The following is a 23,045-nucleotide window of genomic DNA, read 5'->3' on the forward strand; positions in this document are numbered from 1 at the left end:
GCCCTGGTCCTCACCGGCCGGGCGAGCGCCGTGGGCACCCCGTACGTGGCCACGCTCGCCCCGCGACCGAACATCGCGGTGGGCGACGAGACCCCGTGGGGCGTGGCCGCCGAGCTCGCCGCGCTGCTTCCCGGGACCGCGTCGGGCGTCTTCCACGAGGGGGTCGGCGTCGGGGAGGTCCTGGCCGCCGCCGGGGAGCGAACGGTCGTCGCGGTGGTCCGGGACGCGCACCGGCATCCTTGGATGACCGAGGTCCTGGACGCCCTCGTGGCGGCCGGGCCGGACACCGTGGTGGTCGAGATGGGCCTGCCCCGGGCCGAGCCGCGCGGCGCGCTGCACATCGCCACGCACGGCGCCTCGCGGGTGTGCGGCCGGGCCGCCGCGGAGGTCATCGCGGGCGCGTAGCGCGCATCCGCACGGCACGGAGGTCGGGGCGCGGCATCAGTACGGCACGGAGGCCGGGCCCCTGAACCGGGGCCCGGCCTCCGTGCGCCGTGGGCGACCTCCGCCGCGGGCGCTCCGCGCTGTTACAGGCCCTGCCAGGCGGGCTTGTCGGCGTAGGTCTGGCGGAAGTAGTCGGCCAGCTTCAGCTTCGATGCGGCGGCCTCGTCCACCACGACCGTCGCGTGGCGGTGCAACTGGAGCGCGGACGCCGGGACGAGGGCGGACAGGGGGCCCTCGACGGTCTGCGCGACGGCCTCGGCCTTGCCCTCGCCGGTGGCGAGCAGCACCAGGTGGCGGGCGTCGAGGATGGTGCCTATGCCCTGGGTGATGACGTGGTGCGGGACCTGGTCCATGTCGCCGCCGAAGAAGCGGGCGTTGTCGACGCGGGTCTGGTGGGTCAGCGTCTTGATCCGGGTGCGGGAGGCGAGCGAGGAGCAGGGCTCGTTGAAGCCGATGTGCCCGTCCGTGCCGATTCCCAGCAGCTGGAGGTCGACGCCGCCCGCCTCGGCGAGGGCGCGGTCGTACGCGTCGCAGGCGGCCACGATGTCCTCGGCGGAGCCGTCGGGGCCCATGAAGGACGCCTCGGACAGCCCGAGGGGTTCGACGACCTCGCGCAGGACGACGGCGCGGTAGGACTCCGGGTGCCCGGCCGGCAGGCCCACGTACTCGTCGAGCTGGCAGATGCGGACCTGCGCAACGTCGGCCGCGCCGGCCTCGACCTTGGCGGCGAGGGCCTCGTACACGGGCAGCGGGGTGGAGCCGGTCGCCACCCCGAGCAGGGCGTCGGGCTTGCGGCGTACCAGGGCGGCCATGGCCTCCGCGATGAGCTCGCCGCCTGCCTTGGCGTTCGGGACGATGACAACTTCCACGCGGGGCCTGCCGATCTGGAGAGGTGATGTGGTATAGACCAATCTAGCAGAATCGACCCGTTCGTGGCGGGCCCTCCGCCCCTCTTCCATGGTGATCCGATCCCCGTCCGGCGGCCTCTCGGCGCGGTCTCGACGGCCCCGCGGCGCCGCCTACAGCAGCGCGAGCTGGAGGCCGCCCGTCGCGTCCAGGTGCTTGCCCGTCATCCAGCGGGAGTCCGGCGAGGCCAGGAAGGCGACGATGTCCGCGACCTCCTCCGCCGTGCCGGTCCGACCGAAGACCGAGCGGGCCGATACGTGCGCGCGGGCGGCCGGGTCGGCCAGCCAGCCCGCGTTGAGGTCGGTTTCGATGACGCCCGGGCCCACCGAGTTGACGGTGATGCCGCGCGGCGCGAGCGCCGCGGCCAGTGACACCGTCAGCGCGTTCACCGCCCCCTTGGCCGTGATCGTCGCCAGGATCGCCGGCAGCGCGAGGTCCGGCGTGCCCGTCACGTTGACGATCCGGCCCCCGTCCCGCAGGCGCGGCAGTCCGTGCTTGATCACGAAGAAGGGCGCCCTCGCGTTGAGCGCGTGCGCGCGGTCGTAGGTCTCCTCGTCCGTGTCCTCGATCCCCGCGAAGGCCGCGGCCCCGGCGTTGTTGACCAGGATGTCCAGCCCCTCCTCCGCCCTCGGGTGGGAGTCGTACGCGGCCCACAGCGCCCGCGCGTCGCCCGGGACCCCCAGTTCCGCCCCGATAGCGAAGGCCCGGCCGCCCTCCGCCTCGATCGAGGCGACCGTCTCCCGCGCGGCCTCCCGGTCGTGGCCGTAGTGCACCGTGACCAGCGCCCCGTCCCGCGCCAAGCGCCGGGACACGGCCCGGCCGATGCCCCGGCTGCCGCCCGTGACCAGAGCCGTCTTCCCCTTGAGCACGCCCATGACGCGCCCCCCTTCAAAATCTCTAGTGGTCGCTACAGAAGGCACCGTAACAGATTCCTTAATGGCCGCTATAGAATGTGCGCATGGTGACCGGACAGCGCGGCAGGCCCCGCTCCTTCGACCGCGACGCCGCCCTCGACACGGCCTTGCGCGTCTTCTGGGAGCGCGGCTACGAGGCGACCTCCATCGCCGACCTCACCCGGGAGCTGGGCATCGGCGCGCCCAGCCTCTACGCGGCCTTCGGTGACAAGCGCACGCTCTTCGAGGAGGTCGTCACGGCCTACGGCGGCCGGTACGGCGGCTTCGCGGCCGTCGCCCTCGCCGAGGAGCCCACCGCCGCCGCGGCCGTACGGCGCGTGCTGCGCGAGGCCGCCGTCATCTACACCGATCCGGCCCACCCCAAGGGCTGCATGGTCATCAGCGCGGCGATCAACACCACCTCGGACGAGGTGGCCGAGGCCCTCCGGGAGCGGCGCAACGAGAACCTGGCGACCTTCGAGAGCCGGATCGCGGCGGACGTCGCCACCGGTGCGCTGCCCGTCGACACTGACGCGAGGGCACTCGCCCGCTACGTCGGGGCGGTGCTCCAGGGGATGTCCCAGCAGGCGCGGGACGGGGCGGGCCGCGAAGAGCTCGAAGCGGTCGCGGAGACGGCGATGCGGGCCTGGCCGCGGTAGGGGCCCGTGGGGAGTGCTTGCTCCGCGCCACGTCTTGCCCGGGGCCGTCGTGTTTCCTCTGGGCCACGGTGCAGGACGGGACCCTCAACCCGTCCGGCACCGTAGCCCGGAGTACTTACGGCCGGCGGGTGTGCGGTTCCCGGCGGCCGGTGGGAGGCGCCTACGCGGTCAGGGCAGAGCGCGCGGCTTCCTCGATCCGTCCTCCTGTGCGGGGAGGGCGGAAGCTTAAACCATTGTGGACTAGACCAATCTGTCCTGTCCATCCAAGGACGGAGGTCGTATTCCCGTCACTTCCTCCAACCCTACGCGGCAGGAGGCCCTCCTGGATACTCCTGGGTATCCGCCGTGGGGAAAGTCATGGTCGTACCCGGGGTACGCTCGGGCCCGTGCCCTCCATGAACGACCTCGTACGCCAGCACACCGCTCTCAGTGAAACCGACCTGGAGTGGCTGCACCTGCTGGTCTCGGAGTGGCAACTGCTCTCCGACCTGTCCTTCGCGGACCTCGTGCTCTGGGTTCCCACCCTCGACGGCACCCGGTACGTGTCGGTCGCGCAGATGCGCCCGAACACCGGCCCCACCTCGTACCAGGACGACATGGTCGGCCATCTGGTGCCCCGGGGCCGCCGCCCGCTCCTCGACGCGGCCCTCGACGAGGGCCGGATCGTCCGCGAGGGCGACCCCGAGTGGCGCGAGGAGGTCCCGGTCCGCGTCGAGTCCATCCCCGTGCGGCGCGAGGGTCGGGTACTCGGAGTGATCGCGCGCAACACCAACCTGCTCACCGTGCGTACACCGAGCCGGTTGGAGCTCACCTACCTCCAGTCCGCGTCCGACCTGGCCCAGATGATCGCGGCGGGCTCCTTCCCCTTCCCTGGCCAGCAGGTGGACATGGACGCCTCCCCGCGCGCCGGGGACGGGTTGATCCGGCTCGACGCCGAGGGCGTGGTGACGTACGCGTCCCCGAACGCGCTCTCCGCCTACCACCGGCTCGGGCTCGCCTCCGACCTGGTCGGCCAGCACCTGGGCACCACCACCGCCGAACTGGCCCCCTCGCGCGGCCCGGTGGACGAAGCCCTGGTGAAGCTGGCCAGCGGCTGGGCCCCCCGCGAGACGGAGATCGAGGGCAACGGCGGGGTCATCCAGCTGCGCGCCATCCCGCTCAAGCCCAAGGGCACCCGCATCGGTTCGCTGGTGCTGTGCCGCGACGTCACCGAGCTGCGCCGTCGCGAACGTGAACTGATCACCAAGGACGCGACCATCCGGGAGATCCACCACCGGGTGAAGAACAACCTCCAGACGGTGGCCGCCCTCCTGCGCCTCCAGGCCCGGCGGATGGATTCCCCGCAGGGGCGCGAGGCGCTGAACGAGGCCGTTCGGCGCGTCGGTTCGATCGCGATCGTGCACGAGACGCTGTCTCAGAACCTCGACGAGCGCGTGGAGTTCGACGAGATCGCCGACCGCGTCATCGCGATGGTCGCCGAGATCTCGCCCGGCAAGGTCGCGTGCCGGCGTACCGGCCGGTTCGGAATCCTGGACGCGGAAGTCGCCACCCCGCTCGCGATGGTGCTGACCGAGATCCTCCAGAACGCCCTGGAGCACGCCTTCACCCAGGGGGAGGGCGGCACCGTCGAGGTGTCCGCCACCCGCTCGGGCACGGGCCGCGCCGACGCCCGGCTGTTGATCAAGGTGCTGGACGACGGGTGCGGCCTGCCCGAGGGCTTCGACCCGCAGCGGGCCGGCAACCTCGGGCTCCAGATCGTCCGCACCCTGGTCGAGGGAGAACTCGGCGGGACGTTCGACATGGTCCGGGTGGAGCCGCACGGCACCCGGGTCGTCCTCGACGTCCCGGCCAGCCCGCAGAAGTAGGCGACCGAGGGTAACGTGGCGCGGCGACGGGTGCGTCACGCTGTGTGACGGCCGCCGTGGTGTCCGGATATCGGGTCCCCCGGGTCGGCACAGCACTGAGCCCCGGACCGATGTTCCGGTCCGGGGCTCAAGAGCACGTTGCTGAGCGCTTCTCAGGTTCTACGCGCTGCGGCTCGAGGCTCGAAAGTCGATGTCAGGCGCTGGCGTTGCGCGCCCGGTTGCGAGCGGCGCGGCGCTTCATGGCGCGGCGCTCGTCCTCGCTGAGACCGCCCCAGACGCCGGAGTCCTGACCGGACTCGAGCGCCCACTGCAGGCACTGCTCCATGACGGGGCAGCGGCGGCAGACGGCCTTGGCTTCCTCGATCTGCAGCAGCGCAGGACCGGTGTTGCCGATGGGGAAGAAGAGCTCCGGGTCTTCCTCGCGGCAAACGGCGTTGTGACGCCAGTCCATGGCTGCTCCATCTCCTTGTATTGCGAACATGTGGCTTGTGAATGTGAACGCTTTCACGAATCCCCCCGTGAGGGAAGGGCTGGCCCTCAGAAGAAGACTGGGGGGTCCGAAGATTCGTGGTGGGGTTCTGGCGGTCTGTGTGGGTGCCGGGTTGTGCGGGCTGTCCCGATCGCCATGTAGAGATTCGCAAACCTCGGACGGGGATACAACCCCTTCCGGAAAGTTTTTTTGGATTCGTCGGTGTCGACTAGGTCACAGCCCTAGTTCCTGGGGGTGTACCGGCGTGTAAACGTTCGAGTGAAAGGACTTTGGGCTCTTCTACTCACACAATCACACGCAGTGCACGGCGAACGCCTGTGAACCGAACGCTGGTCCGCAGTCCCAGGTGATCACCGTCCATCTGGAAGGGGAGCGGAACCTTCGAATGCAAGGTGAAGTCGGTCAGATCGTGCAGACTCACCGCGTGCTTGCCCTGCGGACCGCGCTCAGGAGTCGAGGTCAGGAGCTGCGTCGCGTATCTGGCGACCGCCGGAGTTGACAAACGGTCCAGGGCCAATACGTCAAGTGCGGTATCGAACGACGCGTCCGGGGACGCGTAGAGCGGCCGATTGCCCAGATACGTCCAGGGCGAGGTGTTGCAGACTATCGACAGCACCAGATCCGTCACGGGCTCCGCGCCGGGCCGCTCCAACGTGACGGTCCCGTGCCGGCGATTGGGTTCGTCGAGGAATTGGCGCACCAGTTGTCTTACATAGAGGGCGTGTGTCGAACGCTTGCCGCGCTCGCGCTGCTGCTCGACCCGGCCCACCACCCCCGCGTCGAAGCCGAAGCCGGCGCAGAAGGTGAACCAGCGCGCCGGGACCGACTCGTCCTCCGTGCCGGGGGCGCCGGCCGCCAGGCCCAGGCCCACCGTGCGCTCGCGCCGCTCCCGCAGTGCGTCGAGCAGGGCTCCGGTCGCCTCGACGGCGTCGTTGGGCAGTCCGAGCGCGCGGGCGAACACGTTTGTCGACCCGCCGGGGACCACCGCGAGCCTCGGCAGCCGGTCCGGATCGGGGCCGTCGTGCAGCAGGCCGTTGACCACCTCGTTGACGGTGCCGTCGCCGCCCAGCGCCACCACGAGGTCCAGGCCCTCCCGCGCGGCCCTGCGTCCCAGGTCGCGGGCGTGCCCCCGGTACTCGGTGGTGACCGCCTCCAGCTTCATCTCGCTGGCCAGCGCGTGGGTCAGGACGTCACGCGTACGTGCACTGGTGGTCGTCGCTGCTGGGTTGGCCACGAGAAGTGCACGCATGAGCGCCAGCCTACCCACCCGCCCGCGGGCGTCCCGTACTGCCCGTCCCCGCCGCCGTCCGCTCCGGCGCGGGCGGGGCGCGGCTACCCTGCTGGAGTGAGTGAGAAGCAGACCCCGAACGTCCCCACCGACGCCGCGGCCCCCGGCGGTGCGCCCGCCGGGCTGCCCGGCCGGCTGACCGCCGCCGCCGTACTGTGCGCGCTCCAGGGCCTGGCCCTGGCCGGCCTCGGCGGCTACCTGCTGTTCGACGGGATCGCCGGACACGTCAACTCCGCGCGGCAGGCCGAGACCGGGGGACTGACCCTGCTCGCCATCGCCGCGCTCCCGCTGATCGCGGCGCGCGGGCTGCGCCTGGGTCGCCGGTGGAGCCGGGGCCCGGCGCTGATCACCCAGCTGACGTCGCTGCCCGTGGCGTGGACGCTGTGGACCGCCGGCGGTGCGCTGACCGCCGCCGCGGTGGCCTTGGCGGCGGTCGCGCTGGCGGTCGTGGCCCTGTTGGTGAACCCGACGGCGACCGAGGCCCTCGGCATCGGGCCCGCGGCCTAGGTTTCGGCCGCCTGCGAGCGGACGACCGTCACTGCTCGGTCGTCACTCCTCGGTCGTCACTCCTCCACGAGGAGCTTCTCGCGCAGCTGGGCCAGGGTCCGGGCCAGCAGGCGGGAGACGTGCATCTGGGAGATGCCGACCTCCTGCGCGATCTGCGACTGGGTCATGTTGCCGAAGAACCGGAGCAGAAGAATCCGCTTCTCTCGCGGGGGCAGGCCCTCCAGCAGCGGCTTGAGGGACTCGCGGTACTCGACCCCCTCCAGCGCCTCGTCCTCCGAGCCCAGCGTGTCCGCGACCGCCGGGGACTCGTCGTCCGTGTCCGGCACGTCCAGGGAGAGCGTGCTGTAGGCATTGGCCGATTCCAGCCCCTCCAGAACCTCCTCCTCGGAGATCCCGAGCCGCTCGGCCAGTTCGTGGACCGTGGGCGAGCGGCCGTGCTGCTGGGAGAGTTCCGCGGTGGCCGTGGTCAGCGAGAGCCGCAGCTCCTGGAGGCGCCGGGGCACCCGTACCGCCCAGCCCTTGTCGCGGAAGTGCCGCTTGATCTCGCCGACGACCGTGGGCGTGGCGTACGTGGAGAACTCCACACCGCGATCCGGGTCGAACCGGTCCACCGACTTGATCAGGCCGATCGTCGCGACCTGCGTCAGGTCGTCGAGCGGCTCGCCCCGGTTGCGGAACCGCCGGGCCAGGTGCTCGACCAGCGGCAGGTGCATCCGGACCAGGCGATTGCGCAGCTCCGCCCGCTCCGGCGAGCCATCGGGCAGCTCCCGCAGTTCGAAGAACAGCGCCCGCGCGCCACTGCGGTCGCGCGGGTCCGGCAGCGCCGGAGCCGCCTGGGCCACGGCCGCGGGTGGCTGTGAGGGTTGTGGTTCGTGGTGCTGGTTCTCGCTCATAGGGCCCGCCCGTCGCTCCGCCGAGTCCAAAAAGCCGTCTTCCGCTTCCGCGTCAGCCGGGTGCGGCCGGGCGTGCTGCTGCTCCGGGATGCCGCCGTCGACCTCATGCCGTACCCGGGGCCGATCCCCGCCCCGCACCGGGATCTCCCCGCCGCTCACGCCGGGCCTGGCCCCGCGCCGCGTTGTTTGTAGAGGCTGATGCACACGGTGCGGTCCTCCTCGACCGTCGCCTCGACCTTGCCGGCCAGGGCCGACAGGACCGTCCATGCGAACGTGTCGCGCTCGGGCGCGCGGCCGTCCGTGGTCGGTGCCGAGACGGTGACCTCCAGCGAATCGTCGATCAGCCGGAACACGCAGCTGAGGACGGAGCCGGGCACGGCCTGCTGGAGCAGGATCGCGCACGCCTCGTCCACCGCGATGCGGAGGTCCTCGATCTCGTCGAGGGTGAAGTCCAACCGTGCCGCGAGACCGGCTGTCGCCGTTCGCAGCACCGACAGGTAGGCACCCGCAGCCGGCAGCCGGACTTCCACGAAGTCCTGGGTCGCGGGCTCGCCTGCGATCTGGGACACCCTCACCTCCAAGGTGGTACGAGCTCTGTTCGCCGGTGACGCTACCGCGATCCGGGCGATCGTGTCGCGGCACCCCTCGTGGCGCCCGCCGTGGGCGCCCGGGTCACCCGCCGTTCCCGCGGCCGGTGACCGATGGTAAGCCCATGGGTACGCACAGTGGCTAGGGGTCTGCGGGCCCAATTCGGGGGAACCGGCGGAGGGTTGACCTACCCCGCCTCAGACGATCGAACCGTCGACAAAACACCACCGCCACGTCTCGCCCGGTTCGAAGCTGCGCATCACCGGATGGCCCGTCTCGTGGTGGTGCGCCGTGGCGTGCCGGTAGGGGGAGGAATCGCAGCACGCCACGTGTCCGCACCCCAGACACATCCGGAGTTGCACGGGATGGCTGCCGACCGCCAGACATTCCGGGCAGGTCAGGGCAAGCGGGATGGGCTCGGGGCGCGGCAGTTCGGCAACGTGGGTGCACTCGCTCATGATGGCCAGCGTACTGACGTGCGGGCGCACAGGACGGTTGATACCGAGGAGGATCGATCTTCGATGGAGGTATTGCAGCTGGTGGCCCTGGTGGCGGGCAGCGCGGTCGTCGCCGGGGTGGCCCGCCGCACACCGGTGCCCGCACCGCTGCTGCTCGTCGCCGCCGGCCTGATCGCCTCGTACGTCCCGGGCGTGCCGTCGTACACCCTCGACCCGCACATCGTGCTGCCCCTGCTGCTGCCGCCCCTGCTGTACACGGCCTCCATGGAGAGCTCGTACCTGGACCTGCGGGCCAACCTACGGCCGATCGCGATGCTGTCCGTGGGGTACGTGCTCTTCGCGACGCTCGCCGTGGGGTACGCGGCCTACCTGCTGGTGCCCGGCCTGACGCCGCCGGTCGCGCTGGTGCTGGGCGCCGTGGTCGCGCCGCCCGACGCGGTGGCGGCGACCGCGATCGCCCGGAAACTGGGACTGCCGAACCGGATCACGACCATCTTGCAGGGCGAGTCCCTGGTCAACGACGCCACCGCGATCACCGCCTACAAGGTGGCGTTGGCCGCGGCCGTCGGCGTCGGCGCGGGCTGGGCCGACGGCATCGCGGAGTTCCTGCTCGCGTCGGTGGGCGGCGTCGGGGTCGGGCTGGTGCTGATGGTGCCGATCCACCTGCTGCGCAAGCGGCTGCGGGAGCCGCTGCTGCAGAACACCCTGTCGCTGCTGATCCCCTTCGTGGCGTACGCGGTGGCCGAGCGGGTGCACGCCTCGGGCGTGCTGGCGGTGGTGGTGGTCGCGCTGTACCTCGGGCACCGCAATTGGCAGGTCGACTTCGCGACCCGGCTCCAGGAGGCCGCGGTGTGGAAGGTGATCTCCTTCGTGCTGGAGTCGGTCGTCTTCGCGCTGATCGGCCTCCAGCTGCCGGTGGTCCTCAAGGGGCTCGCCGAGTACGAGGGGGCGCGCGCGGTCTGGTACGCGCTGGGGGTGTTCCTGGCCGTGGTGGTGGCGCGCTTCCTGTGGGTGTTCCCGGCGACCTTCCTGCCCCGGGTGCTGTCCGACCGCATCCGCCGGCGGGAGCCCGAGACGAACTGGAAGGCGCCGGTCATCGTGGGATGGGCCGGCATGCGCGGGGTGGTCTCGCTGGCCATCGCCTTCTCCGTGCCGACGAGCGTGCCGCACCGGAACCTGATCCTGTTCCTGACCTTCACGACGGTCATCGCGACGCTGGTGGTGCAGGGGCTGACCCTGCCGCCGCTGATCCGGCTGCTGCGGTTGCCGCCGCGCGACCTCCAGGCGGAGACGCTGGCGGAGGCCCAGGCGCAGAGCGAGGCCTCGCGCGCGGCGGAGGACCGGCTGGACGAACTGCTGGCGGAGCCGCGCAACGCCCTGCCGCCGCCGCTGGCCGACCGGCTGCGGACGGTGCTGGAGCGGCGGCGCAACGCGGTGTGGGAACGGCTCGGCGAGACCAACCCCGTCACGGGGGAGTCGGCGGACGACATCTACCGGCGGCTGGCGGGGGAGATGATCGAGGCCGAGCGGGAGGTGTTCGTGACGCTGCGCGACCGTCGGCGGATCGACGACGAGATGCTGCGGGTGCTGCTGCGCCGGCTGGACCTGGAGGAGGCCGCGGCCTACCGGGAGGAGTCGGCCTGAGCCGGGCCGGACGGTTCGGGAGCGCCGGTGACGACCGCGGCGAGGGTGGTGCCGCGGGGGAAGGCGCCCGCCGCCGTCAGCTCCGTCAGGGCCCACAGCAGCTTCGCGACGTAGACCCGCTCGACCGGCACGCCGTGGCGCGCCTCGAACCCGGCGGCGAAGGCCTCCAGCTCGGCGGGGACGCGGGCGTAGCCGCCGTGGTGGAAGCCCTCGGCCAGGGTCCAGTCGCCCGCGGGGCCGCCGAAGGCCTGCCGCTGGAGGGAACGTATCTCCGCTCCCAGGAAGCCGCCCGCCAGCACCGGGACGCCCAGGGCCCGCCCGCCCGGCCCCAGCCCTGCCGCCAGTCCGGCCAGGGTCCCGCCGGTCCCGCAGGCGACGGCGACGACATCGGCCTCGCCGCGCAGCTCGCGGCCCAGTTCCGCGCATCCGGACAGGGCGAGGGCGTTGCTGCCGCCCTCCGGGATCACGTACGCGTCGCCGACCCCGGCCGCGGCGAGGAGTGCGGCCCGCACCTCGGGCTCGTTCTTGCGGCGGTACTCCGACCGGGAGGCGAAGTGCAACCGCATCCCGTCGGCGGCGCAGCGGGCCAGCGACGCGTTCAGCGGCCGCCCGGCCAGCTCGTCCCCGCGGACCACCCCGACAGTCGAGATCCCGAGCAACCGCCCGGCCGCGGCGGTGGCCCGCAGGTGGTTGGAGTAGGCCCCGCCGAAGGTCACCAGCCCGGGATGTCCGCCCCGCACCGCGGCCCGCAGGTTCGGCGCGAGCTTGCGCCACTTGTTCCCTGGCAGCTCGGGATGGACGAGGTCGTCCCGCTTGAGCAGCAACCGCACCCCGTGCCGCTCGAACCCGTCGTCGCGGACCTCCCGCAGAGGGGACGGCGGTCGCGGCTGCAGGAGCAGGTCAAGGCGCGTGGTGCGGTTCACCCGTCCATTGTCGCGTCGGGCGGAGCCGGACGTCCGGGCGGCCGTCGCCGACGCCCGGGCGGCTATTTCAGGCGGTCCGCCACACGGGCGCGGAACCAGTCCATCGTGAATCCCTTCGGGTCGATCTTGCCGGGCTGCCATTCGAGGTGGCCGATCACCGAGCGCTCGCACCAGCCGTGCACCCGGCACACCGCGGCCGCCGCCTTGGCCATCGCGTCCAACTGCACCTGCGGCCACGGGTCGTCACCGCTGCCGAGGTTCTCGCACTCGAAGCCGTAGAAGTAGCGGTTGCCGTCGGTGTCGGCCTCGTTGTCGGGCGGGAGCCGCTTCTCCGCGATCACCGCCGCCAGGACGTCGGAGTCGCCCGCGCCCGCGTGGTTGGCGCGGCCGTAGCCGACCAGGTGGACACGGCCGTCCTTGGTGATCACGCCGTGGCACAGGGGGCCGGGAAGCTCCTCGTCGCCGTCGCGGCAGAGGGAGACGGTGTAGGCGGTGCCGTGGGTGACGGTGTGGTGGATCATCACCCCGTGCACCGGGCCCCAGGGCCCCTTGTGGTTGCGGTTGTGGGTGCGCCACGCCCCGACCTCCACCACGGTCAGGCCTTCTTGGCGCAGCGCTCCGATGAACCGGTCCGCGGACATGGGTGCGGACATGGCCGCCTCCTTTGCGATACGGGGCGGTCACCTTGCGTGCCCGTCTCGTCACGTACCGGTGTAATGGAGGCGCCCCTTCCGGGCTAGTGCGTTCGTACGGCGAGCGAGCGAAACCGGCCGGCCGGACCCACCCCCGCCGTCCTCGGCGGTCGGCCCATGAGGGTGCCCACGTCACGTACGGAGTAGTCCCACCCTTTTGTGTAATGGTCTCACTACGTTCCGTACTGAAAGCTGGAGCCGCAGATCCATGGAGTGATCGAAAGGGAAACACATGTCGGTCCAGGCAGGTTCCGAGTCCGAAGCACAGGCCCAGACCCCGCAACGGAGTCTCGGCACCTCGGCCGCGCGGAACTTGGCAACCACGACCAAGTCCGCGCCGCAGATGCAGGAGATCACCTCGCGGTGGCTGCTGAAGATGCTGCCGTGGGTGTCCGTGCAGGGCGGCACGTACCGGGTCAACCGGCGACTGAGCTACTCCGTCGGCAACGGCATCGTGGAATTCGTCAAGACCGGGACCCAGGTGCAGGTGATCCCGGCCGAACTCGGCGAACTCCCGCTGCTGCGCGACTACGAGGACCTCGACGTCCTCACCGAACTCGCCGCCCGTTGCCGGCAGATCGACTTCGAGCCCGGCCAGGAGCTGACCTCCTTCGGCAGTGCCTCCGACCAGGTGTTCCTCCTCGCCCACGGCCGCATCGAGCAGGTCGGCCCCGGCCCCTACGGCGAGGACGCGGTGCTGCGCACCGTCGCGGACGGCGCCTTCTTCGGCGAGGACGCCCTCGTCGACGAGGAGTCGATCTGGGAGTACACCGCCCGGGCGGTCACCTCCGGAACCGCCCTCGTCCTGTCCCGCCAGGACTTCCAGCTCCTCGCGGACCGGGTCGACTCCCTGCGCGCGCACGTGGACCGGCAACGCTCGCTGCCGCCCCAGCGCACCAACAAGCACGGCGAGGCCGAGATCGAGCTCTCCGCCGGCCACCAGGGCGAAGCCGTACTCCCCGGCACCTTCGTGGACTACGAGGCGCGCCCGCGCGAGTACGAACTCTCCATCGCACAAACGGTTCTCCGGGTGCACACGCGCGTCGCCGACCTGTACAACCACCCGATGAACCAGACCGAGCAGCAGTTGCGGCTCACCGTCGAGGCGCTGCGCGAGCGTCAAGAGCACGAGATGATCAACAACCCGGGCTTCGGTCTGCTCCACAACGCCGACTACGACCAGCGCATCCAGCCGCACGACGGCGCGCCCAGCCCGGACGACATGGACCAGCTGCTCAGCATGCGGCGCGGCTCGAAGCTCTTCCTCGCCCACCCCAAGGCCATCGCGGCCTTCGGGCGCGAGTGCAACAAGCGCGGCCTCTACCCCGAGTCCATCGACGTCGGCGGCAACCGCGTGCCCTCGTGGCGGGGCGTGCCGATCTTCCCCTGCAACAAGATCCCGATCAGTGACGCCCGGACGACCTCGATCCTGTGCATGCGCACCGGCGAGGACGAGTCCGGCGTGATCGGCCTCCACCAGCCCGGCATCCCGGACGAGATCGAGCCGAGCATGTCGGTGCGCTTCATGGGCATCAGCGAGCAGGCGATCATCTCCTACCTGGTGACCGCCTACTTCTCCGCCGCGGTCCTGGTGCCGGACGCACTCGGCGTCCTGGAGAACGTCGAGATCGGCCGCTGGCGCTGAGCCGGCCGGCTCGGGGCACGACGGGGCACACGATGGCGACGACCGACACGGTCACCACGGGCGAGGGCCAGGAAGCGGCCGCGCTGCTGGAACGGACGAGGGAAGCGGTCAATCCGAGCCTGCGCCGGGCGGTCGAGAGCCTGCCCGGGTCCATGCGGCGGGTGGCGATGTACCACTTCGGTTGGGAGGGCGCGGACGGCACCCCGGCCTCGGCCGGGGAGGGCAAGGCGATCCGCCCCGCCCTGGTGCTCGCGGCGACGCGGGCCCTGGGCGGACCGGGCGGCGATGAGCAGGAGGACGCCGTACGCGCGGCGGTCGCCGTGGAACTGGCGCACAATTTCACGCTCCTGCACGACGACGTCATCGACAAGGACGTCCGGCGGCGGGGCCGTGCCACGGCCTGGACCGTCTTCGGCATACCGGACGCGATCATCACGGGTGACGCCATGATGGCGCTCGCGCTGAGGCAACTCGCCGAGGACCCGCACCCGGCCTCGGCGGCGGCCGCCGCCCGGCTCGCGACCTGCGTCATCGAGCTGTGCGCCGGGCAGCAGGCGGACTGCGCCTTCGAACAGCGACCGGACGTCTCCCTCGACGAGTGCCTGAGGATGGCCACCGCCAAGACCGGCGCCCTGTTGGGCTGTGCCTGCGCGTTGGGCGCCCTGTACGCGGGGGCCGGGCCGGACCAGGTCGAGGCGATGGACGCCTTCGGCCGGGAGGCGGGGCTGGCCTTCCAGCTGATCGACGACCTGATCGGCATCTGGGGTGACCCCGGGCACACCGGAAAGCCCGCCGGGGCCGACCTGATCGCCCGCAAGAAGTCCCTGCCGGTCGTCGCCGCCCTCACCTCGGGCACCGCGGCCGGGGCGGAGCTGGTCGAGCTGTACGCGGGACCCATGACCGGGGACGACGTACGAAGGGCGGCCGACGCGGTGGACCGGGCCGGAGGCCGCGACTGGGCGCAGGCCCACGCGGCGGACCGGATGGGCCGGGCGGTGCAGCAGCTGTCGCGGGCCGTACCGGACCTCGGGGCGGCGGGCGGTCTGCTGGCGCTGGCGGAGTTCGTCACGCGCCGCACCAGGTGACCGCGCAGGACGCCCGGGGACAGGCCTGTTCCGGCACCATACGGTGCCGGAACAGGCCTGTCCGTGTACGGGGCCCAACTCTAGGATCACTCACGGTCGTTGCGACGTGAGCGAGGGATGGGTTCCGTGGTGTTGGAGATACGTACGGCGGATCAGACGGACCGGGACGCGGTGGCCCGGCTGCTGGACGAGGCGTTCCGCGACGACCCGGTGAGCAGCTGGGTCTTCCCCGACCCGGAGCACCGGGCCGCGGTCCACGGGAGGTTCCTCGGCGTGTTCGTCGACGTGGCGCTGGCCCAAGGGCGGATCGACTACGCGGCCGACGGCTCGGCGGCGGCGCTGTGGCTGCGCATCCCGGCCGGGGACCACGAGGAGGAGGCCGCCGAGGACGACATCCCCGCCAGGATGCGCGAGGTGGCCGACCCGGACAACGAGCGCTGCGAGTTGGTCGGCCGGCTGACGGGCGAAGCGCACCCCACCGCCGAGGACCACGAGTACCTGCTGATGATCGCGGTCGCGCCGGGGCGACAGGGCGAGGGGCTGGGCACGGAGCTGATGCGGCCGGTGCTGGAGCGGTGCGACCGCGAGGGCGTACCGGCGTACCTGGAGGCGAGCAGCGAGCGCAGCAAGGCGCTGTACGAGCGGCTCGGGTGGCGGTTCACGGGCACGGCGGTGCGGCTGCCGGACGGGCCGCTGTTGTGGCCGATGTGGCGCAAGCCCCAGCCGTGACGGCTCCCGCGCCGCCGGATGCGCCGAACCGGCCTACCGTGGAGGTATGGCCGGTGACGAGCGACAGGGCGCTGGAGCGGCGGACGCACCGCCGGCCGGGCACGAGCAGGAGTCGTGCCCGGCCTGCGGGCGACCCGTCGAGCGGGTGATCGTGGGGCGGCACAAGTCCCTCGGGATCTTCGTACCGCGGTGGGGTCCGGGACCGTGCCGTGCCCCCGGCTGCCCCAGGTACGCACCTTAGGAACCCGGGCCCGGACCGGGCGGTCAGGCACGGTCCGGGCTCGGCCCGAACGGGCTCGGTGGGTCAGCTCTTGGTGCCCAGGCCCGAGGCGACCAGGCCGTTCGCCCACAGTTGGTTCACCCGGGAGCGCTCGGTGCTGTTCGGGTACGGGTTCGTGCAGGAGGTGCCCGGCCCGCCGCCCGACATCAGCTCGCTGCACGGGCCCGAGTAGTGGTCCGGCAGGCCCAGCACGTGGCCGGTCTCGTGCGCGGTCACCCGGGTCGAGTCGTACTGCTGGTTCTGCGCGTAGTCGAGGAAGATGTAGCCGCGGCCGTGGCCGTCGGTGCTCGCGTACGAACCCCGCGAGTCGTTGCCCTCCCGGTAGGAGAAGTTCCCGCCCGAGGACACCTCCTGGAGCTTGACGTTGGACACCGAGCCGTTCCAGATCTGCGTGGAACGGGCTATCACGGTACGGAAGCTGGGCGCGTTGCGGGTGTTGTACGTGACGGTGACGGACTGGATGCCCGGGTTCGCGGCGCGCTGCTCGGCCACCGAGCGCTGGACGGCTTCGAAGAAGGCCCGGTTGGCGGCCTGGTTCTCCTGCGAGCCCTGGTAGGCGGCGTAGCTCGCGGGGTTGCCGGAGGGGGCCGGTGCGGCGCCGGCGGTGGGTGCGATACCGACCAGGGCGGCCGCCAGGACGAAACCGATGGTGGCGGCCGGAACGGCCGTACGGGAGTGGCGCATGTGGGGGAGCTCCTACTCATCCGGTGGGGGGTGGGTTGTTCGAACCGGAGTCTGCGGGAGCGCGGGTGCCGGGCGGATGATGTCAGCCACCGATAACACCGGCCTATCGGTGGGTTTTCGGCAGGCCAACTTCCGCGAAATTGGCGGGATTCGGGGGGATACCTGTGGCTGGTGCGGCCGCCAGGGGCCGTCCTACTCTCTGGTCATGGAGCTTGAGGTGAGGCACCTGCGCGCACTGTGCGCCATCGCCGACGCCGGCAGCCTGCACAAGGCCGCGCGGCAGCTCGGCGTGAGCCAGCCCTCCCTCACGACGCAGCTCCGCCGGATCGAACGGGCCCTGGAGGGCGAGCTGTTCCTCCGCGAGAGGACCGGCTGCCGGCCCACGCCGTTCGGCCGTACCGTACTGGGCCGGGCCCGACCCCTGCTGGCCGAGATGGCCGCTCTGGTCGCCGACGCCCGCGCGGTCGCCCGCGGGCCGCGCCTGCGGATCGGCTCGACGGCCAGCCGGGCCCTGCCGGGCTGGTTGCGCAGACTGCACCGGCGCGCGCCCGAGACGGAAACCTCGCTGGTGGTCGACGTGTCGGCCAACGCCCTGCTGCGGATGGTGGAGGCGGGACAACTGGACGTGGCCTTCGTGCACGAGGTCGAGGGGTGCCCGCTGCGGGTGCCGCCGGGGCTGGAGGTGCGCGTCCTGATGGAGCGCGAGCCGCAGTTCGTGTCCATGTCCCGGGACCATCCCGCCGCGCGCAGGCCGGTGGTGGAGTTACGGGAACTCGCCGCGGACCGCTGGACGGTCGACCCGTCGGTGGACGGCGAATGGGACGGACTGCGGCGGGTCTTCGCGGGCGCCGGGGTGGACCCGCCGGTGCTGCACGCCGATTACCACACCGCGGCGTCGCTGATCGTCTCCGGCGAGGCGGTCGCCCCCTGCCAGCCGACCTCCGTACCCCGCGACGACATGGCGATCCGGCCGCTCTCGGGCGACCCCCTCGCCGTGCGGCTGCTGCTGGCGAGCCGGCCGGGCGCGCACGGCGAGGTGTACGAGGACCTCCGCGCCGCCTATCGCGAGGCCGCCCTGCGCACCCCGCCCTACCGGGCGTGGCTCCACCACCACGGAAGCCCGCTGCTGGCCGCGTAGCCCGTGCCCGGCCCCGTGCGCCGGCCCTCCCGCCCCACCTCTTCCCTCCCTGCGCCCCGGACCCCGTCCGGTCCTCGTGCTGCCCGCCCACGGGCCGGCGCCGCGCCGTGTCGGCCGCTTGACTTCGCCGATCCGCGATATATCGTGTTCTGTAGAAGACGCGATATGTTGCGAGCGTCGAGCCCGTCCGTGCGCCCACGAGGAGGATCAGAACCATGGCAGAGCAGATGACGTGGTCCGTCGCCGAACCGCAGAAGCTCACCTTCGAGCAGCCGGTGAGGGAACTCCGCGTCCGCGTCGTCGGCGGCACCGTGAACGTGGTCGCCGCCGCCGACGAGGGCCCCGCCCGGCTCGAAGTGGCCGAGGTCAGCGGGCCTCCCCTGCACGTCGTACAGGAGGGCGGAACGCTCACCCTCTCCTACGAGGACCTCCCCTGGAACGGTTCCCAGGGCTTCAAGAAGTGGTTCGAGGGCAAGCCCTGGAAGGCCTGGTCCGGCAGCTCCGCCGACGGCCGCAAGGCCTGGGAGCGCAGCGCCGCCGTCACCCTCACCGTCCCCGCCGCCACGGTCGTCCAACTGGCCACCGTCAGCGCGACCACCTTCGTCTCCGGCATCGGCGGAGCCACCGACGTCAACGGCGTCAGCGGCGACACGACCCTGGTGGGCCTCTCCGGCAAGGTGAAGGCCAACACGGTGTCCGGCAGCGTCGAGGCGCAGTCCGTGACCGGCGAGTTCGCCTTCCACTCCGTCTCCGGCGGCCTGACCGTCGTCGACGGCGCGGGCGGCAGCGTACGGGCCGACTCGGTCAGCGGTGACATGCTCATCGACCTCGTACTCGACCCGGCCGACGCGCGCCCCGTCGACATCTCGCTGAACTCCGTCTCCGGACAGGTGGCGATCCGCCTCCCGCACCCCGCCGACGCCCGTGTGGAGGCCAACACCGCCACCGGCGGCGTCTCCAACGCCTTCGAGGACCTCAGGGTCACCGGACAGTGGGCCGCCAAGCGGATCACCGGCACGCTCGGCGCCGGTACCGGGACGCTGCGCGCCACCACCGTCTCCGGCGCCATCGCCCTGCTGCGCCGCCCGGCGGCCGACAGCCCCGATGCCGCCGCCCCGCTCGCGCTCGACAAGAAGGTGCTCTGACATGCCGCCCGTCTTCGCCCACGGACGTCTGCGCCTCTACCTGCTCAAGCTGCTGGACGAGGCCCCGCGCCACGGCTACGAGGTGATCCGGCTGCTGGAGGAGCGGTTCCAGGGGCTGTACGCGCCCTCCGCGGGCACGGTGTACCCGCGCCTGGCCAAACTGGAGGCGGAGGGGCTGGTCACGTACGCCACCGAGGGCGGGCGCAAGGTGTACTCCATCACCGAGGCGGGCCGCGCCGAACTCGCCGACCGGGGCGGGGAACTCGCCGACCTGGAACTGGAGATCCGCGACTCGGTCTCCGAACTGGCCGCCGAGATCCGCGACGACGTCCGGGGCGCCGCGGGGGACCTGCGGCGCGAGATGCGGGCGGCGGCCGCCTCGGCGACGGCCACCCAGGTCGAGGACGAGGGCTGGAAGGCGGCCAAGGAGGAGCTCCGCAAGGCGAAGGCGGAGTGGAAGGAGCAGGCGCGGCGGGCGAAGGACGAGAGCCGCCGGGCGCGCGAGGAGGCGCAGCAGGCCCGCCGCCAGGCCAAGGAGGCCCAGGAGCGGGCGCGCGAGGAGGTCCAGCGCATCGCGAGCCAGTTGCAGGAGCAGTTCGCCAAGTCCGGCGGGGTGCTCGGCAGCCTGGCCGGCGCGTGGCTGGGTGGCTCGGGTGGGCACGCCGGTGCCGGTGCCGGGGCGGGTGGGGGTACGCACGCGGGCGCGCCGACCGCCGGGGCGGGGGCCGGCTGGGCCGAGGACCTGGCCCCGACGGCCGACCCCGTCCGGGACCTGGACCGGCTGCTCGACCGCTTCCGCGACGACGTCAGGGACGCGGCCCGTGACCACGGGGTGTCCCCGGCGCAACTGGCCGAGGCCCGGGCCCACCTGGCCGCGGCGGCGAACCGGGTGACGGCGGCGCTCCGCCCGGACCAGGCGTAGGGCACGGCCCCACGGGGTCGCGGTCGGGCCCCCTCGCCGCGCTCGGAACTCCCCGGGGCCCCGCCGGGCCCCCGCGCCTCAATGCCCGGCGAGGATGGTTCGCGGTGCCGCCCCGGCCTCCCGCCTCGAACGCCGGTGGGCCGGGTTGTGCCGGCCCACCGGGTTGTGCCCGGCGGGGTGGGCCGGCCGGTTCGGGCCCGGCCCACCGACGGCTTGGGGCCTTGCCCCCGGCCCGGCGCCGGGAACGCCGGCGGGCCGGTTCGGGGGGCCGCCCCGGCCCCGCCCCGGCCCCCGCCTCGAACGCCGGTCGGACGGGCCGTGGGGGAGGGTCAGACGGTGAGGACGATCTTGCCGAAGAGGTCGCCCGAGGCGAGCTTCTCGAAGCCCTCGCGGGCGCGCTCCAGGGGGAGGACCTCGTCGATCACGGGACGGACGCCGGTGGCCGCGCAGAACGCCAGGAGGTCCTCCAACTCGTCCTTCGAGCCCATCGTGGAGCCCACCACCTTCAGCTCCAGGAAGAAGATCCGCGTCAGCTCCGCGTGCGCCGGCCTGTCGCCGCTCGTCGCGCCGGAGATGACGAGCGTGCCGCCGGGGCGCAGGGACTTCACCGAATGCGACCAGGTGGCCGCGCCCACCGTCTCGATGACGGCGTCCACCCGCCGGGGCAGCCGCGCGCCCGGCTCGTACGCCTCCACCGCGCCCAGCTCGACCGCGCGCTTGCGCTTCGCCTCGTCGCGACTCGTGGCGAAGACCCGCAGGCCGGCCGCCTTGCCGAGGACGATCGCGGCGGTGGCGACGCCGCCGCCCGCGCCCTGCACGAGGACTGAGTCGCCCGGGCGTACCCCGGCGTTGGTGAACAGCATCCGGTAGGCCGTCAGCCAGGCCGTCGGCAGGCAGGCGGCTTCCTCGAAGGACAGCTCGGCGGGCTTGCGCAGCACGTTCCAGGCGGGGACGGTCACCTGTTCCGCGAAGGTTCCCTGGTAGCGCTCGGTCAGGATCGACCGGGGCTCGTCCGGGCCGACCCCGTGACCGCTCTGGCCGATCACGGAGTGCAGGACGACCTCGTTGCCGTCCTGGTCGGTGCCGGCCGCGTCACAGCCGAGGATCATCGGGAGTTTGTCCTCGCCGAGACCCACCCCGCGCAGCGACCACAGGTCGTGGTGGTTGAGGGAGGCGGCCTTGACGTTGACGGTCACCCAGCCGGGGCGGGCCCCGGGAGCCGGGCGCTCGCCCAGTTCAAGGCCGTTCAGCGGCTGGTCGCGGTCGATTCGGGCGGCATAGGCAGCGAACATGCCGCGACGCTACCGCCCGGTAGCGCGCGGGGCCACCCCTGTCGGGGCGCCGGGGGTGAGGCCTTCGTCGCAGTCTCCCGCCGGCCGATACATGGGGGGCGGGAACCGGACAAGGGTATTTCCGCGTCTGGAACGGGCGGCGTGTCACGCCCGTCCGGAAGGAATGACCCACTCCTCAACTGCCACCCGTACCAGCCGGTTTGGTGTCTTCGGGCAGCGAACCGGAATGTCAGGACGGCCCGAGATCGGGGGTAACATTCTGGCCATGCGGCGCGCTCACCATGAGCCTGTCATTGGCGCCGCGGTTCTCTTCGTGTGGTCGGTGCGTCGCTTTCCCGCGCGTCCGGGCCCACGACAGGCGCGGCGACCCCTCCCGGTTCGGGGGCCAGGAGGGTGCGTCCGCGGCCCGGTGTCCGTCATGGCGGGAACAGGGGAAAACGGGAAGGGCCCGGCCGGATGGATCATCAGGCCGGGCCCTTGCCCGTACGTCACACGTGTGGCCGAAGCGGCGGTCAGGCGAGCCGGGCCACGCCGTCCGCCTTCGCGGCGGCGGCGACCGCGGCCGCGACGGCCTCGGCGACGCGCTCGTCGAACGGCGACGGGATCACGTAGTCGGCGGCGAGCTCGTCACCCACGACGCCCGCGATGGCGTCGGCGGCGGCGATCTTCATGCCTTCGGTGATCCGGGTCGCGCGGACCTTGAGGGCGCCCGCGAAGATGCCCGGGAAGGCCAGCACGTTGTTGATCTGGTTCGGGAAGTCCGACCGGCCGGTGGCCACGACCGCCGCGTACTTGTGCGCGACGTCGGGGTGGACCTCCGGGTTCGGGTTGGCCATGGCGAACACGAAGCAGTCCTTCGCCATGGTCGCCACCGCCTCCTCGGGGACCGTGCCACCGGAGACGCCGATGAAGACGTCCGCGCCGACGAGGGCCGCTTCCAGGGGGCCGGACTGACCGGTCTTGTTCGTCAGGCCCGCGATCTCGGCCTTGACGTCCGTCAGGTCCGAGCGGTCCGCCGAGACGACGCCCTTGCGGTCGGTGACGCACACGTCGCCGATGCCCGCGTCCACCAGGATCTTGGCGATGGCGATGCCCGCCGCGCCGGCGCCCGAGATCACGGCTCGCAGGTCGCCGAGGGTGCGGCCGGTGAGCTTCGCCGCGTTGCGCAGGGCGGCCAGCGTCACGATGGCCGTGCCGTGCTGGTCGTCGTGGAAGATCGGGATGTCCAGGGCTTCCTGGAGCCGGCGCTCGATCTCGAAGCAACGGGGGGCGGAGATGTCCTCCAGGTTCACCCCGCCGAAGGACGGCGCGAGACGGATGACCGTCTCGATGATCTCGTCCGTGTCTTTGGTGGCGAGCGCGATCGGGACCGCGTCCACTCCACCGAACTGCTTGAACAGGATGGCCTTGCCCTCCATCACCGGGAGGGAGGCCTCGGGACCGATGTCCCCGAGGCCCAGCACGGCCGTGCCGTCGGTGACGACGGCGACCACGTTGGACTTCCACGTGTACTCGTTGACGAGTTCCGGATTCTCCGCGATGGCGCTGCAGACCTTCGCCACGCCGGGCGTGTACGCGAGGGACAGGTCGTCCTTGTCGCGGACCGGCACGGTGGCCTGCACGGCCATCTTGCCGCCCCGGTGCAGTGCGAACACCGCGTCGGGGTTGTTGTCCGTCACGCTGTCGCTGCGAGGATTGACGATCTCCGCTGCCACTTGTTTGACCCCTTAAGTCTTTAATCGTTGAGGGTGACCACTCCTGGTTAAGGGGTGGGCGGGCACCGCGTCCGTCTCCGCATCGACGGGTTCGGCCCGCCTCCGCGAAGGGGAGGTTCGTACGCGCGGGCGCGCCGCACGCGCGCCCTGAGCCCCGGAT

The 23,045-nt window shown here is 72.2% G+C and carries 22 protein-coding genes and 1 pseudogene; 11 read left to right on the forward strand and 12 right to left on the reverse strand.

Features of this window, described 5'->3' with window-relative positions; translation table 11 throughout:
* Positions 1-405, forward strand: a pseudogene (locus E6R62_RS20940) (glycoside hydrolase family 3 protein); the annotation flags it as partial.
* 122 nt (positions 406-527) lie between these two features.
* On the opposite strand, the gene nagB reads toward E6R62_RS20940, so the two are convergent.
* Both nagB and E6R62_RS20950 read right to left on the reverse strand, forming a co-directional pair.
* Positions 528-1,313 (reverse strand): glucosamine-6-phosphate deaminase, encoded by a 786-nt coding sequence (nagB, locus tag E6R62_RS20945; protein ID WP_136215037.1) that lies wholly within the window; start codon positions 1,311-1,313, stop codon positions 528-530.
* A 150-nt stretch (positions 1,314-1,463) separates the two neighbouring features.
* Positions 1,464-2,225: an SDR family oxidoreductase gene (locus E6R62_RS20950; protein ID WP_136215038.1), complete on the reverse strand. Its 762-nt coding sequence runs from the start codon at positions 2,223-2,225 to the stop codon at positions 1,464-1,466.
* An 83-nt stretch (positions 2,226-2,308) separates the two neighbouring features.
* On the opposite strand from E6R62_RS20950, the gene E6R62_RS20955 reads away from it, so the two are divergent.
* Together E6R62_RS20955 and E6R62_RS20960 are read left to right on the forward strand one after the other, a co-directional pair.
* The gene (locus E6R62_RS20955) at positions 2,309-2,902 is read left to right on the forward strand and encodes a TetR/AcrR family transcriptional regulator (protein ID WP_136215039.1); all 594 of its coding nucleotides are present in this window, start codon (positions 2,309-2,311) and stop codon (positions 2,900-2,902) included.
* A 395-nt stretch (positions 2,903-3,297) separates the two neighbouring features.
* Positions 3,298-4,767, forward strand: a complete 1,470-nt coding sequence (locus E6R62_RS20960; protein ID WP_206308798.1) for a sensor histidine kinase — start codon at positions 3,298-3,300, stop codon at positions 4,765-4,767.
* A 193-nt stretch (positions 4,768-4,960) separates the two neighbouring features.
* Here the strand turns inward: E6R62_RS20960 and E6R62_RS20965 are convergent, their stop codons facing one another.
* Together E6R62_RS20965 and E6R62_RS20970 are read right to left on the reverse strand one after the other, a co-directional pair.
* The gene (locus E6R62_RS20965) at positions 4,961-5,218 is read right to left on the reverse strand and encodes a WhiB family transcriptional regulator (RefSeq protein ID WP_003953983.1); all 258 of its coding nucleotides are present in this window, start codon (positions 5,216-5,218) and stop codon (positions 4,961-4,963) included.
* Between the two features lie 322 nt (positions 5,219-5,540).
* A complete protein-coding gene (locus E6R62_RS20970; protein WP_136215041.1) occupies positions 5,541-6,506 on the reverse strand; it encodes a diacylglycerol kinase family protein in 966 nt (321 codons plus the stop codon).
* A gap of 96 nt (positions 6,507-6,602) precedes the next feature.
* On the opposite strand from E6R62_RS20970, the gene E6R62_RS20975 reads away from it, so the two are divergent.
* Complete coding sequence (locus E6R62_RS20975; protein ID WP_136215042.1) at positions 6,603-7,052, forward strand: hypothetical protein; 450 nt, start codon at positions 6,603-6,605, stop codon at positions 7,050-7,052.
* 56 nt (positions 7,053-7,108) lie between these two features.
* On the opposite strand, the gene E6R62_RS20980 is transcribed toward E6R62_RS20975, so the two are convergent.
* The 3 genes from E6R62_RS20980 to E6R62_RS20990 all read right to left on the reverse strand — a co-directional run bounded on the left by E6R62_RS20980 (position 7,109) and on the right by E6R62_RS20990 (position 8,991).
* Complete coding sequence (locus E6R62_RS20980) at positions 7,109-8,104, reverse strand: RNA polymerase sigma factor SigF (RefSeq protein WP_240801798.1); 996 nt, start codon at positions 8,102-8,104, stop codon at positions 7,109-7,111.
* Complete coding sequence (locus E6R62_RS20985; protein ID WP_136215044.1) at positions 8,101-8,514, reverse strand: anti-sigma regulatory factor; 414 nt, start codon at positions 8,512-8,514, stop codon at positions 8,101-8,103. The genes E6R62_RS20980 and E6R62_RS20985 overlap by 4 nt, the downstream gene beginning before the upstream one ends.
* Positions 8,515-8,730: 216 nt before the next feature.
* A complete protein-coding gene (locus E6R62_RS20990) occupies positions 8,731-8,991 on the reverse strand; it encodes a UBP-type zinc finger domain-containing protein (protein WP_136215045.1) in 261 nt (86 codons plus the stop codon).
* 63 nt (positions 8,992-9,054) lie between these two features.
* Here E6R62_RS20990 and E6R62_RS20995 point away from each other — a divergent pair, with 63 nt between their 5' ends.
* Positions 9,055-10,635 carry a Na+/H+ antiporter gene (locus tag E6R62_RS20995; protein ID WP_136215046.1) on the forward strand — a complete coding sequence of 527 codons (1,581 nt, stop codon included), beginning with the start codon at positions 9,055-9,057 and terminating at the stop codon, positions 10,633-10,635.
* Here the strand turns inward: E6R62_RS20995 and E6R62_RS21000 are convergent.
* Both E6R62_RS21000 and E6R62_RS21005 read right to left on the reverse strand, forming a co-directional pair.
* Positions 10,614-11,558: a 1-aminocyclopropane-1-carboxylate deaminase/D-cysteine desulfhydrase gene (locus tag E6R62_RS21000; RefSeq protein WP_240801799.1), complete on the reverse strand. Its 945-nt coding sequence runs from the start codon at positions 11,556-11,558 to the stop codon at positions 10,614-10,616. The two genes, E6R62_RS20995 and E6R62_RS21000, sit on opposite strands and share 22 nt — an antisense overlap.
* Before the next feature lie 62 nt (positions 11,559-11,620).
* On the reverse strand, positions 11,621-12,211 hold the full coding sequence (locus E6R62_RS21005) for an N-acetylmuramoyl-L-alanine amidase (RefSeq protein ID WP_136215048.1): 591 nt from the start codon (positions 12,209-12,211) through the stop codon (positions 11,621-11,623).
* Between the two features lie 271 nt (positions 12,212-12,482).
* On the opposite strand from E6R62_RS21005, the gene E6R62_RS21010 reads away from it, so the two are divergent.
* The 3 genes from E6R62_RS21010 to E6R62_RS21020 all read left to right on the forward strand — a co-directional run bounded on the left by E6R62_RS21010 (position 12,483) and on the right by E6R62_RS21020 (position 15,709).
* Positions 12,483-13,895 (forward strand): family 2B encapsulin nanocompartment shell protein, encoded by a 1,413-nt coding sequence (locus E6R62_RS21010; protein ID WP_136215049.1) that lies wholly within the window; start codon positions 12,483-12,485, stop codon positions 13,893-13,895.
* 32 nt (positions 13,896-13,927) lie between these two features.
* Positions 13,928-14,980 (forward strand): family 2 encapsulin nanocompartment cargo protein polyprenyl transferase, encoded by a 1,053-nt coding sequence (locus E6R62_RS21015; protein ID WP_136215050.1) that lies wholly within the window; start codon positions 13,928-13,930, stop codon positions 14,978-14,980.
* A 126-nt stretch (positions 14,981-15,106) separates the two neighbouring features.
* Complete coding sequence (locus E6R62_RS21020) at positions 15,107-15,709, forward strand: GNAT family N-acetyltransferase (protein ID WP_136215051.1); 603 nt, start codon at positions 15,107-15,109, stop codon at positions 15,707-15,709.
* Between the two features lie 304 nt (positions 15,710-16,013).
* On the opposite strand, the gene snpA is transcribed toward E6R62_RS21020, so the two are convergent.
* Positions 16,014-16,673 (reverse strand): snapalysin, encoded by a 660-nt coding sequence (gene snpA, locus E6R62_RS21030; protein WP_136215053.1) that lies wholly within the window; start codon positions 16,671-16,673, stop codon positions 16,014-16,016.
* 205 nt (positions 16,674-16,878) lie between these two features.
* Here snpA and E6R62_RS21035 point away from each other — a divergent pair, with 205 nt between their 5' ends.
* From E6R62_RS21035 to E6R62_RS21045, 3 genes are all read left to right on the forward strand, one after another.
* Positions 16,879-17,811, forward strand: a complete 933-nt coding sequence (locus E6R62_RS21035) for a LysR family transcriptional regulator (RefSeq protein WP_136215054.1) — start codon at positions 16,879-16,881, stop codon at positions 17,809-17,811.
* Positions 17,812-18,026: 215 nt separating this feature from the next.
* Positions 18,027-18,956, forward strand: coding sequence for a DUF4097 family beta strand repeat-containing protein (locus tag E6R62_RS21040; RefSeq protein ID WP_136215055.1), 930 nt, complete (start codon positions 18,027-18,029; stop codon positions 18,954-18,956).
* A gap of 1 nt (position 18,957) precedes the next feature.
* A complete protein-coding gene (locus E6R62_RS21045; RefSeq protein WP_136215056.1) occupies positions 18,958-19,878 on the forward strand; it encodes a helix-turn-helix transcriptional regulator in 921 nt (306 codons plus the stop codon).
* A 329-nt stretch (positions 19,879-20,207) separates the two neighbouring features.
* Here the strand turns inward: E6R62_RS21045 and E6R62_RS21050 are convergent, their stop codons facing one another.
* Entirely contained in the window at positions 20,208-21,170 is a 963-nt protein-coding gene (locus tag E6R62_RS21050; RefSeq protein ID WP_136215057.1) for a zinc-binding dehydrogenase, read from the reverse strand.
* 512 nt (positions 21,171-21,682) lie between these two features.
* Positions 21,683-22,873, reverse strand: coding sequence for an NADP-dependent malic enzyme (locus E6R62_RS21055; RefSeq protein ID WP_276615637.1), 1,191 nt, complete (start codon positions 22,871-22,873; stop codon positions 21,683-21,685).
* Positions 22,874-23,045 lie beyond the last annotated feature (172 nt).

The sequence above is a fragment of the Streptomyces sp. A1136 genome, assembly GCF_004795055.1.
GTDB lineage: Bacteria > Actinomycetota > Actinomycetes > Streptomycetales > Streptomycetaceae > Streptomyces.